At 38.7% G+C, this 18,206-nt stretch carries 16 protein-coding genes; 5 read left to right on the top strand and 11 right to left on the bottom strand.

From position 1 onward, the window contains the following. Positions 1-93 precede the first annotated feature (93 nt). The 3 genes from FTV32_RS11495 to FTV32_RS11485 all read right to left on the bottom strand — a co-directional run bounded on the left by FTV32_RS11495 (position 94) and on the right by FTV32_RS11485 (position 2,862). A complete protein-coding gene (locus FTV32_RS11495) occupies positions 94-1,026 on the bottom strand; it encodes an FAD-binding protein (RefSeq protein WP_180028708.1) in 933 nt (310 codons plus the stop codon). An 18-nt stretch (positions 1,027-1,044) separates the two neighbouring features. Next, positions 1,045-1,797, bottom strand: coding sequence for an electron transfer flavoprotein subunit beta/FixA family protein (locus FTV32_RS11490; RefSeq protein ID WP_035266425.1), 753 nt, complete (start codon positions 1,795-1,797; stop codon positions 1,045-1,047). 453 nt (positions 1,798-2,250) lie between these two features. Beyond that, positions 2,251-2,862 carry a LysE family translocator gene (locus tag FTV32_RS11485; protein ID WP_180028707.1) on the bottom strand — a complete coding sequence of 204 codons (612 nt, stop codon included), beginning with the start codon at positions 2,860-2,862 and terminating at the stop codon, positions 2,251-2,253. A gap of 112 nt (positions 2,863-2,974) precedes the next feature. Between FTV32_RS11485 and FTV32_RS11480 the strand changes: the two genes are divergently transcribed. After that, entirely contained in the window at positions 2,975-3,469 is a 495-nt protein-coding gene (locus tag FTV32_RS11480; protein WP_092765973.1) for an Lrp/AsnC family transcriptional regulator, read from the top strand. Between the two features lie 86 nt (positions 3,470-3,555). Here the strand turns inward: FTV32_RS11480 and mtlD are convergent, their stop codons facing one another. Beyond that, positions 3,556-5,703, bottom strand: a complete 2,148-nt coding sequence (gene mtlD, locus FTV32_RS11475) for a bifunctional mannitol-1-phosphate dehydrogenase/phosphatase (RefSeq protein ID WP_180028706.1) — start codon at positions 5,701-5,703, stop codon at positions 3,556-3,558. 209 nt (positions 5,704-5,912) lie between these two features. Continuing rightward, positions 5,913-6,287: a hypothetical protein gene (locus tag FTV32_RS11470; RefSeq protein WP_180028705.1), complete on the bottom strand. Its 375-nt coding sequence runs from the start codon at positions 6,285-6,287 to the stop codon at positions 5,913-5,915. 334 nt (positions 6,288-6,621) lie between these two features. On the opposite strand from FTV32_RS11470, the gene FTV32_RS11465 reads away from it, so the two are divergent. Further along, entirely contained in the window at positions 6,622-8,292 is a 1,671-nt protein-coding gene (locus FTV32_RS11465) for an amidase (RefSeq protein ID WP_180028704.1), read from the top strand. A gap of 60 nt (positions 8,293-8,352) precedes the next feature. On the opposite strand, the gene FTV32_RS11460 is transcribed toward FTV32_RS11465, so the two are convergent. From FTV32_RS11460 to FTV32_RS11440, 5 genes are all read right to left on the bottom strand, one after another. Next, positions 8,353-9,270 carry a tyrosine recombinase XerC gene (locus tag FTV32_RS11460; protein ID WP_180028703.1) on the bottom strand — a complete coding sequence of 306 codons (918 nt, stop codon included), beginning with the start codon at positions 9,268-9,270 and terminating at the stop codon, positions 8,353-8,355. 112 nt (positions 9,271-9,382) lie between these two features. Further along, the gene (dapF, locus tag FTV32_RS11455; RefSeq protein WP_035267038.1) at positions 9,383-10,225 is read right to left on the bottom strand and encodes a diaminopimelate epimerase; all 843 of its coding nucleotides are present in this window, start codon (positions 10,223-10,225) and stop codon (positions 9,383-9,385) included. A gap of 11 nt (positions 10,226-10,236) precedes the next feature. Beyond that, complete coding sequence (lysA, locus tag FTV32_RS11450; protein ID WP_180028702.1) at positions 10,237-11,481, bottom strand: diaminopimelate decarboxylase; 1,245 nt, start codon at positions 11,479-11,481, stop codon at positions 10,237-10,239. Between the two features lie 47 nt (positions 11,482-11,528). Then, positions 11,529-11,723: a lipoprotein gene (locus tag FTV32_RS11445; RefSeq protein WP_180028701.1), complete on the bottom strand. Its 195-nt coding sequence runs from the start codon at positions 11,721-11,723 to the stop codon at positions 11,529-11,531. Positions 11,724-11,873: 150 nt separating this feature from the next. After that, positions 11,874-13,271 carry an amino acid permease gene (locus FTV32_RS11440; RefSeq protein ID WP_180028700.1) on the bottom strand — a complete coding sequence of 466 codons (1,398 nt, stop codon included), beginning with the start codon at positions 13,269-13,271 and terminating at the stop codon, positions 11,874-11,876. 322 nt (positions 13,272-13,593) lie between these two features. Between FTV32_RS11440 and FTV32_RS11435 the strand changes: the two genes are divergently transcribed. Then, positions 13,594-14,952, top strand: coding sequence for a sodium:alanine symporter family protein (locus FTV32_RS11435; protein WP_180028699.1), 1,359 nt, complete (start codon positions 13,594-13,596; stop codon positions 14,950-14,952). 57 nt (positions 14,953-15,009) lie between these two features. Here the strand turns inward: FTV32_RS11435 and FTV32_RS11430 are convergent, their stop codons facing one another. Next, complete coding sequence (locus FTV32_RS11430; protein ID WP_180028698.1) at positions 15,010-15,408, bottom strand: hypothetical protein; 399 nt, start codon at positions 15,406-15,408, stop codon at positions 15,010-15,012. A 186-nt stretch (positions 15,409-15,594) separates the two neighbouring features. Here FTV32_RS11430 and radA point away from each other — a divergent pair, with 186 nt between their 5' ends. Next, on the top strand, positions 15,595-16,983 hold the full coding sequence (radA, locus tag FTV32_RS11425) for a DNA repair protein RadA (protein WP_035267023.1): 1,389 nt from the start codon (positions 15,595-15,597) through the stop codon (positions 16,981-16,983). 131 nt (positions 16,984-17,114) lie between these two features. Next, positions 17,115-18,119: a Tim44 domain-containing protein gene (locus FTV32_RS11420; RefSeq protein WP_180028697.1), complete on the top strand. Its 1,005-nt coding sequence runs from the start codon at positions 17,115-17,117 to the stop codon at positions 18,117-18,119. The last annotated feature ends 87 nt before the right edge of the window (positions 18,120-18,206 follow it).

Below are 18,206 nucleotides of genomic sequence, written 5' to 3'. Positions count from 1 at the left end.
AGATTTTTTTGATGATTAAATATAAAAATGCCCTGACCAAGTAAAATGAAATGAATCATTACTCGATCAGAGCATTAGTACAGCAATGCTGAATTAGATTTTAGAAACTAATTCTGGAACCACTGTATTTAAGTCACCTACTAACCAGTAGTCAGCTACTGCATTAATTGGAGCTTCTTCATCTTTGTTGATCGCAACGATCACCTTAGAATCTTTCATACCTGCCAAGTGCTGAATCGCACCAGAGATACCTACAGCAATATAAAGGTCTGGCGCAACGATTTTACCCGTTTGACCAACTTGCATATCGTTTGGAACGAAACCAGCATCTACTGCTGCACGAGATGCACCTTGAGCTGCACCAAGCTTATCAGCTAATGGATCAAGTACTTTATGGTAGTTCTCACCAGAACCTACACCACGTCCACCAGATACAACAATGCGAGCTGCTGTTAATTCTGGACGTTCTGATTTTACGATTTCTTCAGATACGAACTTAGAAATACCAGCATCACCAGTAGAAGTTGCAGCTTCAACCGCAGCAGATCCACCTTCAGCAGCAACTGCATCAAACGCTGTACCACGAACTGTACCAACAACAACTGATTCACCAGACTCTACAGTTGCAATCGCGTTACCAGCATAGATTGGACGCTTGAAAGTTTTAGGACCATCAACTGCAATAATGTCAGTAATCATACTTACATCAAGAAGTGCTGCAGCACGTGGAAGTACGTTTTTGCCCGTCGTTGTAGACGCAGCAAGAATGTGTGAATAACCTGCACCAATTGAAGCAACAAGCTTCGCTACATTTTCAGCCAATTGGTTTGCATATGCAGCATCGTCAGCTAAAAGAACTTTGCTTACACCAGCAACTTTAGCAGCTTCATCAGCAACTGCTTGAGCGCCTGAACCAGCAACTAATACAGTGATATCACCACCGATTTTTTGAGCCGCAGCTACAACGTTTAAAGTTGCACCGTTAAGTGCTTTGTTGTCGTGCTCAGCGATTACTAAAATACTCATGATTTTTATCCTTCTGTATTAGATCACTTTCGCTTCATTTTTTAGTTTTTCAACAAGCTCATCAACAGACTTCACTTGAACACCAGCTTTACGTTCAGCAGGCGCTTCAACTTTAACAGTCTTAAGCTTAGTTGCAGGATTAACACCAAAATCTGCAGGAGATTTAGTATCAAGCGGTTTCTTACGTGCTTTCATGATGTTTGGTAGAGCAGCATAACGTGGCTCATTCAAACGTAAGTCAGTCGTAATGATCGCTGGAAGTGCTAGTTCAACAGTTTGTAAACCACCGTCGATTTCACGAGTCACTTGTACTTTATCGCCTTCAACTTTAACTTCTGAAGCAAATGTACCTTGACCAGCACCAAGTAATGCGCCAAGCATCTGACCAACTTGGTTAGAGTCGTCATCAATTGCTTGTTTACCAAGAAGGATAAGTTGTGGCTGTTCAGCGTCTACAACGCCTTTAAGAATCTTCGCAACTTCTAAAGCACCAAGTTGGCTATCATCAGCTTCAACTAGGATACCGCGGTCTGCACCAAGCGCCATTGCAGAACGGATTTGTTCTTGCGCTTCTTTAGGACCAATAGAAACAACAACGATTTCTGAAACAGTTCCTTTTTCTTTTAAGCGAACCGCTTCTTCCACTGCGATTTCACAGAATGGGTTAATTGACATTTTAACGTTAGTAAGGTCAACCCCACTATTGTCCGGCTTTACGCGAACTTTAACGTTGGCATCAACCACACGTTTTACAGCAACAAGAGCCTTCATGTAATCCTCGGCTGTTTTAACAGAAGTAAATATTCAGAAAAGTTATAATAACTCTTCATTTAAAATTTTTAGGTGTCCTATCTTGCAATGTGTTTGGCATTTCGGTCAAGTCACAATTCACAAAACTGCTGTAAAAAAGCGTAATTTTCGTTGAACGGAGCGTTCACGAAATTATTTTGTTAATAAATTTGTCAGCTTTTCAATATTTTTTGTAAAAAATTAAACTTTGATTTTTAATATTTTTTTAATTTATTAACTACATCAGTTGAATTGATGCTGTAGACTCTTATTTTACGTTGAAAAGCGTTGGCGTGAGTCACCAAATTTGAGGTAAAAAATGTCATAACAGACAGCAAAAATTACAATAACAGCTATCCTTTTTGAGTATAATTTAACCAAAGTTAATTCTATTTGAATAGAAAGCGCAAACATTAGTTTGCGCTTTTTTTAATGTTAATTCACAATGAGCCATGTTGCTGCCAATGAAAGCATCACTCCCGAACCACCATCAATCCATTTTTGACGTTTTTCATTTATCCCTGTTTTCTGTGTCAAAAATGCAAATACAAAACTCAATGATGAATAAATAATTAAGCATAATCCAATAAAAATTAGGGATAAGACAATCCCCTGCCCCATAATCGAATAGGTATGATGCTGATTAATAAATTGAGGCAAAATCGCAAAATAAATAAGCATACCTTTAGGATTAAGTAAGGATGTTATAAAACCGCGTCTAATCGGACTATTGACCTGACTTTGTTTAATTTCAATATTTTTGTGATTAAGCGCAGATCGAATCAAATTAAATGCCAAATAAAGCAAATAACAGATTCCTAACCATTTGATCGTTTCAAAAATAATAGGGAAAGAAACAATGATAGCCGCAATACCCACAACGACTAAAAAAGAATGGACGAAATAACCTAAACACACCCCTAAAGTCGCCATAACGCCTGCTTTCGCATTTTTACCCATTACCTGTGACAGAATAAATAACATATCCGGACCAGGCGTAAAAATAAGAGGGATAACTGTCAAAGCAAATAACCAATAGGTAGACATTTTCTTTCTTCCATCATTAATGAAAATGAGAAAAAAGTATCTTCGAATTTACATAAAATAGGATTTCAAATATTCTATTGATTCTTTAATTTTTAGAATTTAATTCTAATATATGAAAATAATATCTAAATCAATTTCAGTTAAATTAGATCGTATCGATAAAAGTATCATTCATGAACTTCAAACCAACGGTCGAATTCAAAATAATGATTTAGCCAAAGAGATTGGCTTATCACCATCCTCTTGTTTAAGACGCGTAAAAATTCTCGAAGATGCTGGAGTCATCCAGCAATACACAACCATTGTTGATCCTCAAAAAATCGGATTACAACTTATTCTATTTTCGCGTATTTGGTTGGTGGGACAAGACGCTGAAACCATCGATACTTTTATTGAGGCGATGAAAGAACTCCCTCAAGTGATGGAGTGCTATATTATTTTGGGCGAATGTGATGCGATGTTAAAAGTTGTCGTACCTGATTTGGAGAACTATCGTAAATTTCAGTCAGAACACTTAACCAAAAAAAATGGGATTACCAGTGTGAAAACGGATTTACCCAGTCAAATCATTAAACAAAGCTATCAACTGCCCCTGCAATCAATTTGACACCATAAAGCAATCGATCCGACTGACTTTTCAGATCGGACCGATTATCCATTTTGATCAAGTTAAAAAGTTAAATGTTCGATGCTTTAAGTTTTTTCAACCTCGATTTTTTCATTCAAAATTTTTTCTAAAAGTACATGCTGATCCACTGATTCACTCAATTTAGGATCACAAATTTTGAGTCTTCGTTTCAGCTCTTCCTGTAAATACAATTGATCCTCAAGTTCCAATTCAGTTTGACTAAGTTGCTGAGCAAAATGCCGAATCACAGCTTCAAGTAGTTGATTTTGCTTCAATATAACGTATGCATAACCCAATACAAGCCCTTTGAAAATTTCCTGATAAGGCTTACCACGTTGAAAATTGTATGCCAATGAAGATAGTACCCGCTCACCAAAACCTAACTTACGATATGGGTCTCGTGCCACTCGATCACATGGGTCTTTATAAGCCGTCTCACAAGAGTCGATAAAACTCTTCGCCAACAATTCTAAATTTTCTTTTCGATGTGGTAGTAGATCCTTTAATCCAACTTTAACCTCATGGAGTACTGCCAACATAAATTTAGAAATTTGCTCATCAGACAGTGCAATCCCGATCGTTTCATATTGTCGAAAAATTGCAGCCCACGCTGTCATTGCATGCACACCATTCCACATGCGATTTTTGATTAACTGTATCTCTTCAATCTCTTCAACCAGAATCATTTGGCGCATTTTTTCCAATAAAGGACTATTATTTTCCACATAAAGTGGCATATCTGTTTCGGCATGAAATAAGATCAATTCTAGATTTTGTAGAATATGCGCCGATTTGAATTTTTCGTATAGATCGTCAATATACTGAGTAGCCAATTGCTCTTGTTCAGCATTTAAACGCGTCCCTTCATCCACATCTGTCACGTCTAAATCATGCTCATCCTGCACATGTCTAAAAATGTTGTATTTGATTTTTAACTGTCTAAATAGTTTTTGATCTGTAATTTTCGCTACCATTCGATTAACTACTGTATCGCAAAAATAATGCTGCGACATAATGATATTGACCGTCTTCGCATCCGTAATTTCATGCAAAGCACTACAAATCTGTTGCTCAATTAATGATTTTGCGCCTACTTTGTTCAAAACAATTAAAACTGTTAGAGGAATCAACTGTTCTTCAAAATGGATATAACGCGCATACAACCCTTGCGCAATGGTTTTAGCCTCTTGCTCAATTGCCTTTTCAGGTAAACACAGCGCAATTAAACTTGATTCAATATACATGTGCTGCATCATTTCAATATTTGATGCATCGATGACAGTGATGTTGTCTATTCGCTCGTCATGAGAGTGTTGCCCATAACGGATACTGTAACCACCAAATGTATTCACACTATTTCTATAGAGCGAATTCCGCGTTGAAGCATAGATTTGTTTTGGTCGAGTATATCCATCCCAATGAGACAATACTTGGGCAATATAGCCACCACCTATTGCCCCAAAACCATGTATCCCCACGACATGCTGATTTAAAGTCTGAGGAAAAGATTCAAATAGAGCAGGCATTTTTAATTTTGGTGTAAATTGATTCAAATCTTCCAGAAAATCATGCATGCTTTCGTAAAAGAAATTCGCTTTTTCGAGCATGGTTGAATTAGGTTCTTTGATATCTTGAAGCAATACCGTTAATCCACCCGCTTCAAACGCCGATATCACTCCATTTTCTGAGTCTTCAAACATTAAACATAAAGTTGGATCAATGTTCAGTTGCTCAGCAGCTTTTAAGAAAATTTCTGGGTGTGGTTTTCCATTATCAACCTCATCGCCGCATACGATAATGTCGAAAAACTTATATACATTAGCATTGATTAAATATTCCTCAGCTATTTCACGTCGACTCGAAGTCGCTACTGCCATTTTCAGATTGGACTTTCTTAAACGTTCAAGAACTTGCATGAGTCCAAATTTAATCGGCACTCCGTATTTTCTTACATGCTCAAGTTCTAGCTGATCTGCTCGCTTTCTAATTTCCGCATACGGTACTTCTTGACCATATTGCTGATTTGCCAGTTTTTCGGCACTACGAGCACTTAAACCCAAACAAGATAATAAATAGGCGTCTGTAAATTCGACACCAATGAGCTCTAATGATGCTTGCTTCAACGTTTGAAAACGAAGTCGCTCCGTATCAAACATTGTGCCATCCATATCAAAAATGGCGGCATGGATATTATTTTCATGAAATTTAATCATTTACCCCTCTCCAAAAAAATTCAAAATTACTAGACAAGTGTAAAGAATTTGACTGAATCGAATGCGCAGAATAAATATATGAAACAAAATTGATTATTATTTAATCAATATTTTTATCTTTATGTATTGAGTTGTTGGAAACAGGTAAATGTACTTTTCTATAAAGTAACAGAGCTAAAATTATTAGCTCTGTTTTTTAAATGATTATTTCAAGCTTGATTGAGCGCCGCCAAATAATCACGATGGACATGACTCAATTCAATAATAGGATATTGTTCTAATTCAAAAATTTTCCAAACTTCAATAAAGTCTTCTTTTAAATCTACACCTTGATCTGCAATAGGTCTTTCTTGCCATTGCTGATCAGATATCCACAGATAGGTCTTAGATGCTACTGGATCAATCGCTTGGATTTTTCCTTCAGTATTAATACCCTGCACATAGGCATTGTTAGGTAGAGCTGCTTCAATCATCGGTAAATTGATTTCCACAAAATGTTTCACCTGACGTAAACCATAACCTGCAAAAATGTCTTTTTGTGCTGAAGAGAGTTGCTGATACTTTTGATCAATATTGTCAATCATGGCTTGACCTAATCATTCCTGCAAAATATTTTTAATTTGTATACAACTTAAATCCATCTATTAAAGTTATACCTTAAAAATCGTATTAAAAAAATCAATTCTAAAAATTTAATCTAAAGTTTAAGGGAAAATTATTTTTAAACGCACAGCTTTCAAAAGCTCCATCCCAACAATACATTATTTTTCAAATAATTTTATTCGCATTAAATTAACGCATTTTATTTATATCAATGGTAATTAGCTATTTTCTGGAGCATAAAACTGTAAATTTCATTCATTTTAAGAATGGCACATTCATTGCTTAACCAGTTTGAACTTAATCTGGGGAATGCAAATGTTCACATTTAAAAAAACTCTGCTTGTTGTCACGATAGCAACTTTCTTAACCGCCTGTGGTGACAATGAAAGTAACACAAATAATTCTAACACGCCGCCTCCTGTCCCATTTAATCCTGTAGAAGCAACCATTACTGATTTGCATAACTCGATTTTAAGCAAAGGTTCATCTTGTGTTGATGTTGTGCAAGGATATTTAAATCGTATATCAGCTTACGATCGACAAGGTCCAGAGCTCAATAGCATTATTTCTTTAAACCCAAATGCACTTAAAGAAGCAGAAGTGCTCGACCAACAATTTGCAAAAAATTCAAAACTTTCAGGACCTCTTCACTGTGTCACTGTACTCGCTAAAGACAATATTGATGCTGTAGATATGGCGAACACAGCAGGTTCTATAGCATTAAAAGATAATTTTCCAAATGATGATGCCTATATCATAAAAAATATCAAAGAAAATGGCGGAATCATTTTAGGGAAAGCCAATCTTGATGAGTTCGCTTTCGGCTTTGGTGGAAAATCAACTCTAGGTGATCAAACTAAAAATGTGTATGACTTAAGTAAAGGTCCAGGTGGTTCATCATCAGGAACTGGCGCTGCCATATCTGCAAGTTTTTCAATGGTGGGAATAGGAACTGATACGGGAGGGTCAATTCGTGTGCCTTCATCAGTACAGGGTCTTGTCGGTTTACGACCATCTTTACGTCTTTTGAGCCAAGATGGAATTATTCCACTGGCACCAACTCAAGATACTGCTGGACCAATGTGTAGACAAGCTATTGACTGTGCAAAATTAATGGATGCAATGATCGGATTCGATAGCTCATTAAGTTCAAATCAACGCAGTGAATTTGCACGCACTTCTCCTCTTCTAAAATCAGAGTCTGCTTATCGCGAATTGATTAATCAACCGAATAGCTACATTCCTCATGACACTGTAAGTCTTGCAGGAAAGCGTATTGGTATAGTACAAGCACTTTACCCTTCCGAAGGTTCAACTACTCAACAGAAAGAAGACTACAATCTCGTTAAAGAAGCAATGGACAACGCAATTACTAAACTTGAAGAGGCTGGAGCAACTGTAGAAATAGTTACAATAAGCGATCTAAATACAATTTTGACACGTTATTCGAGTCTTTCAAGTGCTGAATTTAAAATATCACTTACAGAGTATTTAAAGACCACAAGAAGTATTTACCAATCGTATGAAGATTTACTCGCTAGTGAACTAATGATCCGTAACTTCAGCGGCTATAATTCTGATCCAACAAGTGCTTCATATATTGAGAATTATGAGCGCAACACCACTGAAAGAAGTCCATTCGTGCGCTTACGGATGAATAGCGCTTTAAATAATGTTGAACTAGATGGTACTCGTAAAGGCGTACAATACGACGCTTTAGCCTACCCGTCTATTACTGGGTTTGCCGGCAATTTAGGAAGTAGCCCGACCACAGGTACCAATAATCGCCTAAGTCCGTTTAGTGGTTTTCCTGCATTATCTATGCCTGCTAAATCAGTGAACTCAAGTCGCAGTAGTTATCCTATGAATGTTAACATCGAGTTTATTGCTCGTGAATTTGATGAGCCGACTTTATTTGAAATCGCAGTCGCATTCCAAAAAGTAAATCCCGCACGTATGATACCTGTACACACACCAGCACTTTAAACAGATAACTTTATCATTCAGTACAGTATTAAGTATATTCAATATACTTAATACTGAGGATTAAGATTTTTGGGCTCTAGGGTGAGCTTTATCATAGACTTGAGCCAAACGATCAAAATCTAACTGAGTATAAATTTGTGTCGTAGATAGATTACTATGACCTAGCATTTCTTGAACTGCTCGTAAATCACCACTGTTTGAAAGCAGATGACTAGCAAAACAGTGTCGCAATAAGTGAGGGTGTAAATCCACATTTACGCCCGCTCTTTGTGCTTGCAATTTGACTCGATTTTCAATCTGCCGATTCGTCAATCGACTCCCTTTTTTGGTAATAAAAACTGGAGAATCCAATTCAATGTCTCCACACCAGATACGATGGACTTTGAGCCATTCAATTAAACCTGTTTTCGCTTTCAAACCAAAAGGAACAACCCGAGTTTTATTTCCCTTACCTGTAATTCGAAGTAATTGTCGTGTAAAATCGATATCTCGAATATTCAATCCTTGTACTTCAGCTAATCGTAAACCACTTGAATAAAGCAGCTCTAAAATAGCTTTATCTCTTAACCACAAGAGATGATCTTGAGAGGATTCAGGTGCCGGTTGATCCAAGATTTGCTGAATCGTTTCGACATCAACCATACCTGGCAAAGGCCTTGGCTGTCTTTTTAACTTAAAATCATGAATAGGATTATTCGATACATATTTCCCTTCCACAGCCCATTTCATGAATTGACGAATGGCTGTTAAATGACGTTGTAAGCTTGCACTATTGAGTTGATGTTGTTCAACCTTATAAGCCATATATTCTCGTAAATCAGATGCTTCAACCTGATTTAATTCAATTTTCTTTTCATAACAAAAGTCAATAAAACCAGACACATCACGGAAATACGCCTCAAGCGTATGCTCAGATTGATTTTGAATCTTTCTCTCTTTCAACCACATTGACAGCAATTGCATTGCGCCATATTGCATTTGGCTTTCTCTCTATTGAATCGATGTCTAATCATCAATACTCGTGGGCATTCCAACAAATCATAAAGTAAAAAGCCCTGAATTTCAGGGCTTTTTAGTTAGGAAATAAGTTTTATTGAAAATAACGAAGATCCAAACGACCTTCATAAACCGTTGCAGTTGGACCAGTCATCCAAACCACATCTCCCTCTTTCCATTCAATCAGCAATTTACCGCCGGCAAGTTCGATTTCCACATTGCTAGACAATAAACCACGGCGCATACCTGAGACAGCAGCAGCACATGCACCTGTACCACAAGCTAATGTTTCTCCCACACCACGTTCAAAAACTCGTAATCGAGCATGTTTTTCATCAACGATCTGCATAAATCCAGCATTTACACGCTCAGGAAAACGTTCGTGAGATTCCACTTGAGGGCCTATTTTAGCAACATCAGCAGTTAACACGTCTGGAACAATGGTCACTGCATGCGGATTTCCCATATTGACAACATCGATGCTGATCGTCTCATTATCCGCTAAAGCTAAATCATATAAAGCAGCAGGCGCTTCTGCTAGAAATGGGATTTGGTTCGGTAAGAACTTCGGATACCCCATGTTCACACGCACCCATCCATTCGCACCCAACTCAGGCTCGACGATCCCCGCCTTTGTTTGCACTTTGAATTTAGTTTTATTGGTTAAATGACGATCATGAACAAATTTGGCAAAACAACGAACCCCATTGCCACATTGCTCAACTTCAGAACCATCCGCATTAAAAATGCGATATTTGAAATCAACGTTCGGATGGTCTGGTGTTTCAACAATTAATAACTGATCAAAACCGATGCCAAAATTACGGTCAGCCAAACGGCGAATCATGACAGGATCTAGATAAGCACGTTGGCTGATTAAATCAACCACCATGAAGTCATTACCCAGACCATGCATTTTAGTAAATTCTAGCAACATCTATTGTCTCCTTAAGGCAATAAGGACTCACGTTCCCACAGAGACTCAATCGTTTCACGTTCACGAATTAAGTGTGCTTGATCACCGTCAACCATCACCTCTGCTGCACGACCTCGGCTGTTGTAATTTGAACTCATCACAAAACCATAAGCACCTGCACCCAAAACAGCTAAATGATCGTTCGCTTGAATCGCAAGTTCACGCTCTTTACCGAGGAAGTCACCTGTTTCACAGATCGCACCAACCACATCCCAAACTTTTTTCTCAGTTTGCGAATTTTGATTAACCTCTTGGATATCCATCCAAGCTTCGTACAAAGAAGGACGAATCAAGTCATTCATTGCTGCATCAACAATTGCAAAATTGCGATGATTGGTTGGTTTCAAAAGATCAACTTTCGTCACCAATACGCCAGCATTCGCTGAAATACTACGCCCTGGCTCCATATACACTTTAAGACCAAGTTTTTCTAATGCAGGACGTAAAGCATTTGCATATTCTTCAACTGTCGGTGGAACTTCATCTTTATAAGTCACACCAAGACCACCACCAATATCAATATGTTTGAGGTTGATCCCTAATTTTTTCAATGCTTCAATCATGTTCATGACACGATCAAGCGCATCAACAAAAGGTTGAGTTTCAGTCAATTGTGAACCAATGTGACAATCAATTCCTACGATATCTAAGTGACTTAAACTTGCTGCATACTGATAAGTTTCATATACCGAATCAGAAGGAATACCAAATTTATTTTCTTTAAGACCAGTCGAGATATATGGATGTGTTTTGGCATCAACATCTGGATTTACCCGAAGTGAAATTGGAGCTTTAACATCTAGTTCTGCTGCAACTTTTTGAATACGGTCAAGCTCTGCATATGATTCCACATTAAAACAAGCAATACCCACTTCTAATGCTTGACGAATGTCAGCCTCAGACTTACCTAAACCAGAGAAAACAATTTTAGAAGCGTCACCACCTGCGCGTAAAACACGTGCTAATTCACCTCCAGTCACGATATCAAAACCGCAACCAAGTTTCGCCAACACATTTAGAACTGCGATATTTGAGTTTGACTTCACTGCAAAACAAATTTGGTGATCGATAAAGTTAAAAGCACGATCCATATCCAAATAATGTTTTTCAAAAGTTGCTTTTGAATAAACATAAAGTGGTGTACCAAATTGCTGAGCAAGTTGATCCAATGAACATTGTTCTGCGTGCAAAACCCCTTGAATGCGAGGGAAACTCATGGATGTATCCTTTCTAAATTGCGCTGGAGAAAAAAAATAAATGAATATTAATCATGAGTAGGTGCAGCATCTGCTTTAGGTTCAGCTTGATCCTGACTTGGGCGATCATTGTTTTTATAAATTAAATATTGTGCTCGCTTGTCATAGTTTGGATCACTGGGTAGTTGTAATGCACCAGTCTGACCACATCCAGCCAAGATTGAAACAACGGCTGCACTGATAACTCCGATCAAAATACGCATACCTACACCTATCAGTAAAATTTATAGAAGTATACCTTGATCATCTAATTCACCAAAGTATTTAACGCAACAGATTAATAACAGAAATAAAAAAACGCCAGTAATTACTGACGTTTCTTTTGACCTAAATTGCAAATCATTTATAAGTTTTTATTTTTTTTTATAAAAACCAAAATAACCAATGATCAGAATAACAAACCAAATCGGGCTCACCATCAATGCACGGCGAGTATCATCTTCTAAAGCCAATACTCCAATCATGCCAATAAAGAATATAGCAACAATCGCACATGTCACCAATCCACCTGGTAGTTTAAATTTCGATTTGGCATGAAGTTCTGGGCGTGTTTTGTAATACACCACATAACTCCAAATAATCATCAACCATACACAAATAAATAAAATGGTGGAAAGTGTTGTCGCTAAAGTAAATGCTTCCACCGTATTCGGTACGAAGTATTGCAGTGCTGCCCCTAGTAACAAACATACTGCTGAGAAATACAAGGCATTCGCTGGCACAGCTCGCTTATTCAGTCTTCCAAAAGCTTCAGGTGCTTGAGTTTCGCGCGATAAGCCAAACAGCATGCGACTGGTTGAGAATACGCCACTGTTCATCGATGACATCACTGAAGACAACACAACCAAATTCATAATAATAGCAGCGGCTGCAATACCTGCTTGACTAAACAAGTTTACAAATGGGGAAATATTCGGATCAATCGTATTCCATGGTGTAACCGACATCACCACGAGCAGCGACAAAACATAGAAAATAATGATTCGAATAGGAATCGAGTTGACAGCTTTCGGCAAGTTCGTTTCAGGATCTTTAGTTTCAGCTGCGGTTGTACCCACCAGTTCTACACCCACAAAAGCAAAAATTGCGATTTGGAAGCCTGCCAAGAAACCGATTGCACCTGTTGGGAAGATCCCGCCGTTTGACCAAATATTGCTGAATGCTGCGATTTCACCTGATGTAGAAGTGAAACCTGTAAATATCATCCAAAAGCCAACGCCAATTAAAACCACAATTGCGATAATCTTGATTAAAGCAAACCAGAATTCTAATTCACCAAACAGTTTCACCGTAACAAGATTCAATCCCATGATAAATACGATTGCAGCGATGCTAATCATTACCCCTTCTTCAGGGCTAAAAGGCATCCCATTATTGAAGAACTGAAGGTAATAAATGATCGCCGATAAATCTGCAATACCGATGGTGATCCAACACAACCAGTAGGTCCAGCCAACAAAGTAACCTGCCCATGGTCCAATTAAATCCGTGGCGAAATCAATAAACGACTTATATTGCAAATTTGAAAGCAACAATTCGCCTAGTGCTCGCATCACTAAAAAAACCATGAAACCGATGATCATGTAAATTACAAGGATTGAAGGACCAGCTAGGCTAATTGTTTTCCCAGAGCCCATGAACAAACCTGTCCCAATTGCGCCTCCAATTGCAATTAACTGCAAATGTCGATTGGATAGACTTCGTTGTAATTCACCATTTTGCTGAGGCGAATTTATATTTTGATCTGACATTTTCAAATTCACCAAATATATTAATCGGCACAACTTAACTGAAAAAAATCAGATTTCAAAAAGAAAATTAGCACGATCAATATTTTCTAATTAGTTTAAAGTATTAATTCATTTTTCTTATATATCACTAGAGTGATCAATTATTCATCATATTTATTTATCTTATTTTGAGTAAAATATTGAAAATCTTGTTGTTATATGTAAAAAATATAAGTGCAAAAAATAATCAAAAGGAATGATGTGTTTGATCGCGCAAAAGTATGGCATATCCCTTGCTTGATCATGCATGTAAAAAACAATCAGGAAAATAAGAAGGTAATTTATGCAAGAAATACAATCAACCATGGAAACACTCAGCGGCTTAGTCTGGGGACCTTATATGCTGGTGCTGATTGTTGGGACAGGTGTTTTCTTAACATTCCGTCTACTTTTTTGGCAATTCAGGATGCTTCCTTTGGCATTTAAACAAGTGTTCGGGAAACACCCAGAAAAAAAAGACTCGGGAGATATCTCACAATTTGCCTCACTCATGACCGCACTTTCAGCCACGATTGGTACAGGTAATATCGCAGGGGTAGCGACTGCTTGTGTACTGGGTGGTCCGGGTGCTGTATTCTGGATGTGGATGACTGCATTTTTCGGTATGGCAACCAAATACGGTGAAGGTGTTTTGGCGGTCAAATACCGTGTAAAAAATGAAAAAGGAGAAATGTCTGGTGGTCCAATGTACTACATTGAACGAGGACTTGGCGCGAAATGGAAGTGGCTCGCAGTCCTCTTCGCATTATTTGGTACATTAGCATCCTTTGGTATTGGTAGCTCAGTTCAATCAAACACAGTGGCACTAGCAGTAGAAAATAGTTTGGGTATAAGCACGCTCACCACTGCCATCATTATTACAATTTTCTCTGCATTGGTGATTTTAGGCGGTATTAAGTCTATTTCCAAAGCATCCTCAATTATTGTTCCAGTCATGGCTCTAGGCTATGTCATTGGCGGGCTAATTATTATTTTCAATAACCTTGAATTAGTTGTTCCTGCTTTAAAAATGATCTTTACCTATGCATTCACAGGTGAAGCGGCAGCAGGTGGTGCGATTGGTGCAGCGATTCGTTACGGTGTTGCCCGTGGTGTATTTTCAAACGAAGCTGGTATGGGCTCTGCTCCAATTGCAGCGGCAGCAGCTAAAACTGACCACCCTGCCCGTCAAGGCTTAGTTTCAATGACTGGTACTTTCATTGACACAATTGTTGTATGTTCAATCACAGGTATTGTTTTAGTCATGGGCTTCATCATGGCTGGACAAACATTTGGTGATCAAACTGGGGCTGTTCTGACCATTAGTGTTTTTGACAAATTACTACCAGGATTTGGGGGCTGGGTTGTTACGTTCGGAATCATCTTTTTTGCATATTCAACTATTTTAGGTTGGAGTTATTACGGCGAAAAATGTTGCACCTATTTACTGGGTGAAAAGTCAGTATTTATTTATCGTCTCATTTATATTGCTTCAGTATTTGTAGGCTGTGTCGTCACACTTGATTTAGTTTGGCTTTTCGCAGACACCTTCAATGGTTTAATGGCAGCACCAAACTTAATTGCCTTATTGTTACTTTCTGGAGTTATTGCGAAAGAATCTAAAGATTTTATTGAACGACGAAAATCTGGTGAGCTTTATTAAACAAATTAATAGAATCAAACCAAAAAAAGCCTCATTGATGAGGCTTTTTTTGTCTTTTCACAAAAATTTCTGATCGTTCAAATTTTGTTTTTCTTCTTGATCCTTTGCAATTTCTTCTGCTACCTCCAAGCTCAACACAAAAAATAAAACATGTTCAATTTTCATATTGCCTTGTTCATCTTCAAGATAATTTTTAACCAGCTGATACTGCTTATTTTGCTCATCAAAAGGAATATCTAGATATAGGTCACCCAGATAGCTGTCAATTTCATCCTCACCAGACAAACCTAGACATGGCTCAAATTCAATTTCATGTTGTTCAAGCCATGTAATCACATGATCTCGAATACTTTCTTCCTCATTCTGATCATCCGTGTAATTCTCAAAATGAATAAACAGCACATCACGCTGTATTTCGCGTGCGATGGCATCAATATGTTGGGCGTACAAGCGCATATCAAATAACTCAGTCGATTCTTGATATGAGTATAAATTAATTCATGATCGCTTTAATTCAATATCTCACTTCAGCACACGTCATGACTTGTCTTATTGTTTTAAAATTTGATCAATATTTTTTGTTTTCGTGACCTTTACTCAGTATGCTCAGCATATAGAAAATCAAAAAACCTATATCAAGTTATGGCTAAAGCAAAAAGTGTATATCGCTGTGAACAATGTGGTGCAGATCATCCTAAATGGGCAGGTCAATGCTCAGAATGCGGAGAATGGAACAGTTTAGTTGAAGTCACCATTGCCCCTGCGATTACGCATCGTGCAAATCCAAAAATTGCAGGCGGCTATGCTGGTCAAGCAGCATCAATCACTACATTGAATCAAGTTTCAGTTTCTCACGAAACACGTTTAGCAACAGGGATTGGAGAATTTGATCGCGTTTTAGGCGGAGGGCTTGTTACTGGTTCAGTTGTACTGATCGGTGGTGACCCTGGTATTGGTAAATCAACAATTCTTTTGCAGACGGCAACCCATATGGCTGCCGCGAAAAGTTCCGCCCTATATGTCACTGGTGAGGAATCTTTATCTCAAGTTGCATTACGTGCCAATCGTTTGGATCTTCCAACTGATCAATTAAAAGTGATGGCTGAGACGTGCGTAGAGCGTATTTGCGAAGTATTAGCGCATGAACGACCTGCTGTCGCGATCTTAGACTCGATTCAAACTTTATACACTGAAACCTTACAGTCTGCACCAGGCGGCGTTTCTCAAATTCGAGAATCTGCAGCCCTTCTGACACGTTTTGCGAAGAACAGCGGAACAGCTTTATTTATTGTGGGTCATGTGACCAAAGAAGGTGCATTGGCTGGCCCTCGTGTTTTAGAACACATGGTCGATTGCGTACTTTATTTTGAAGGTCAATCTGATTCACGTTATCGAATGATTCGAGCTGTTAAAAATCGTTTCGGTGCAGTGAACGAACTCGGTGTTTTTGGAATGACCGATAAGGGGCTCAGAGAAGTTGCCAATCCTTCAGCCATCTTTCTTAGCCGATATGATGAAGCGATTCCTGGTTCTATTGTCATGATTAGTCGAGAAGGCACACGTCCACTCTTAGTTGAAGTACAAGCCCTAGTAGATGACGCGCATGGTCAACCTCGCCGTGTTGCCTTGGGTCTTGAGCAAAACCGTTTGAATATGCTACTCGCCGTCATGCACCGACATGGTGGTGTTCAAACTTCTGGTCAAGACGTATATGTGAATGTTGTTGGTGGCTTAAAAATTACTGAAACAGGTTCGGATCTCGCCGTCTTATTGGCTTGTGCTTCAAGTTTGAGAGCTAAAGCACTCCCCCAGCAATTGGCTGTATTTGGCGAGGTGGGTTTATCTGGAGAGATTCGTCCCGTACCTAACGGGCAGGAACGTTTGAAGGAAGCAATTAAGCACGGGTTTAAATATATTATTGTGCCTAGAGCGAATGCACCGCAAAAGGATATTCCTGGTGTTCGAATTATCGCCGTTGCCCGTCTACATGAAGCTTTAACTGAAGCGATGAGCTTAGCGGATGAACATTAATTCAGCTGATCAATTTATTTAACTGTACACTGTGTATGAATACTGAAAAAAATTGAGGTTTAAGTTGAAATTTAAGCCAAAAGACTGCATAAATACAGTGTGAAATTAACTTTTTTAAATAGGAATTTTAGATGGAAGTTCGACAGCGTAGTTTAGTTGCGGGTATTTTAATGGCGACACTCATGGTAGCGCCTTTTGCAGAAGCAAAACGTGCTGGTGGTGGTAAAAGCCATGGTATGAGCCGTTCTGCTGCTCCAACCCAATCATATCAGCAACCACGTCAAGCTACTCCTGCCCAACAACCTGCTGCTCCAGCGACTGCGCCTCAAAAGTCTGGTCCTGGTGTTGGTGGTATGGTCGCTGCTGGTGTTGCTGGTGCTGCAATTGGTGCAGTCGCAGCAAATGCTTTAGCAGATGATGATACTGTTCCAGCGAGTCAAGCAGAAGTTGCTGCACAACCTGAGGAAGAAGGTGGTATCCCAAGTTGGGTTTGGTTGTTGATTATTGCTGCTGCTGCGTTCTTCATCTTCCGTAAATTCGGAGCAAAAAAAAAATTAGCGGCTAACAACCCATATGCACCAAACAGTTCAGGTCCTCAATCTGCACCGTTTGGTCAAACTACTGCACCTCGCCCTTCAGTGTCTAATGACAATACCAATATTTTTGGTCAATCTGTGGGCGGTGGTACAGCTGCATCTCAAGCGCCATTTGGTCAAGCACCACAAGCTCCTTTTGGTGCAGCAACAATGTCTAGTGGAAGTCAGCTACCTGACGGAACTGAACCAGCTGCTTTCTTGCGCATTGCACGCCAACGCTTCAACCATATTCAATCGATGAATACGGCAAGTAATATTGCTGAGATTCAACGTTATTTGACGCCTGATCTTTATCAATCGATGTATAACGATATCATGGCTAACCAAGATCAAGACGTAGCTGAGTTTTCAAATCTGAATGCGATGGTTGTTGATTCTGCAACTGAAAATGGTCAATACGTTGTTAGCGTTCGTTTCACAGGTACGGTAAGTGAAGACTTAAACAGCCTTCCACAACCTTTTGCTGAAGTTTGGCATTTCGTTAAACCAGCGGGTTCTAGTCAAGATTGGTTGGTTGCGGGTATTCAACAGGAAAGCTAATTTTATTCTTTTAAAAAGCCAGTGAACCACTGGCTTTTTTTGTTTCGTACACTGTTTAATCATTGTTAAGTGAATTTAATTCTGCAT

It is taken from the genome of Acinetobacter sp. YH16032 (assembly GCF_013417345.1).
Lineage (GTDB): Bacteria > Pseudomonadota > Gammaproteobacteria > Pseudomonadales > Moraxellaceae > Acinetobacter.
The sequence above is the reverse complement of the archived record's forward strand: the minus strand, read 5'-3'. Positions and strand labels throughout refer to the sequence as shown.

Coding starts and splice junctions, on each gene's coding strand:
- FTV32_RS11445 (WP_180028701.1), bottom strand. CDS start 11,723: ATGCGTATTTTGATCGGAGTTATCAGTGCAGCCGTTGTTTCAATCTTG.
- FTV32_RS11420 (WP_180028697.1), top strand. CDS start 17,115: ATGGAAGTTCGACAGCGTAGTTTAGTTGCGGGTATTTTAATGGCGACA.
- FTV32_RS11440 (WP_180028700.1), bottom strand. CDS start 13,271: ATGTCAGATCAAAATATAAATTCGCCTCAGCAAAATGGTGAATTACAA.
- FTV32_RS11485 (WP_180028707.1), bottom strand. CDS start 2,862: ATGTCTACCTATTGGTTATTTGCTTTGACAGTTATCCCTCTTATTTTT.
- FTV32_RS11480 (WP_092765973.1), top strand. CDS start 2,975: ATGAAAATAATATCTAAATCAATTTCAGTTAAATTAGATCGTATCGAT.
- FTV32_RS11435 (WP_180028699.1), top strand. CDS start 13,594: ATGCAAGAAATACAATCAACCATGGAAACACTCAGCGGCTTAGTCTGG.
- FTV32_RS11430 (WP_180028698.1), bottom strand. CDS start 15,408: ATGCGCTTGTACGCCCAACATATTGATGCCATCGCACGCGAAATACAG.
- FTV32_RS11490 (WP_035266425.1), bottom strand. CDS start 1,797: ATGAAGGCTCTTGTTGCTGTAAAACGTGTGGTTGATGCCAACGTTAAA.
- FTV32_RS11495 (WP_180028708.1), bottom strand. CDS start 1,026: ATGAGTATTTTAGTAATCGCTGAGCACGACAACAAAGCACTTAACGGT.
- radA (WP_035267023.1), top strand. CDS start 15,595: ATGGCTAAAGCAAAAAGTGTATATCGCTGTGAACAATGTGGTGCAGAT.
- mtlD (WP_180028706.1), bottom strand. CDS start 5,703: ATGATTAAATTTCATGAAAATAATATCCATGCCGCCATTTTTGATATG.
- FTV32_RS11460 (WP_180028703.1), bottom strand. CDS start 9,270: ATGCAATATGGCGCAATGCAATTGCTGTCAATGTGGTTGAAAGAGAGA.
- dapF (WP_035267038.1), bottom strand. CDS start 10,225: ATGTTGCTAGAATTTACTAAAATGCATGGTCTGGGTAATGACTTCATG.
- FTV32_RS11465 (WP_180028704.1), top strand. CDS start 6,622: ATGTTCACATTTAAAAAAACTCTGCTTGTTGTCACGATAGCAACTTTC.
- lysA (WP_180028702.1), bottom strand. CDS start 11,481: ATGAGTTTCCCTCGCATTCAAGGGGTTTTGCACGCAGAACAATGTTCA.
- FTV32_RS11470 (WP_180028705.1), bottom strand. CDS start 6,287: ATGATTGACAATATTGATCAAAAGTATCAGCAACTCTCTTCAGCACAA.